The following is a 285-nucleotide window of genomic DNA, read 5'->3' as shown; positions in this document are numbered from 1 at the left end:
CCCCAGCTAAAACAAATTGCACTATGACAGAACAAAAGAAAGCTTATTTATACGCTCTAATCGCGGTCTTGTTTTGGGGAACAGTGGCAACGGCCATGAAAATCTCCCTGAACTATTTCGATTTTCTACAACTTCTTTGTCTTTCTGTTTCTGTATCACTCCTCACACTTTTTTGTGTTCTGGTTTATCAAAAAAAAATAAATGATATTTTAAAGCTTCCGGCAAGAGCTTTTCTGAAATCTGCAGTTTTTGGCCTGGTGAATCCTTTCATTTACTATATTATTC

General features: G+C 36.1%; 1 protein-coding gene. It reads left to right on the top strand.

Annotation, left to right across the window (positions count from 1 at the left end; translation table 11 throughout):
- Positions 1-23 precede the first annotated feature (23 nt).
- A partial coding sequence (locus tag HC176_RS19235; RefSeq protein WP_167920570.1) for an EamA family transporter occupies positions 24-285 on the top strand: 262 nt, incomplete at its 3' end.

The organism is Tamlana crocina, from assembly GCF_012037625.1.
Note: the sequence above shows the minus strand (reverse complement) of the source record. Positions and strands in the feature narration are given on the sequence as shown.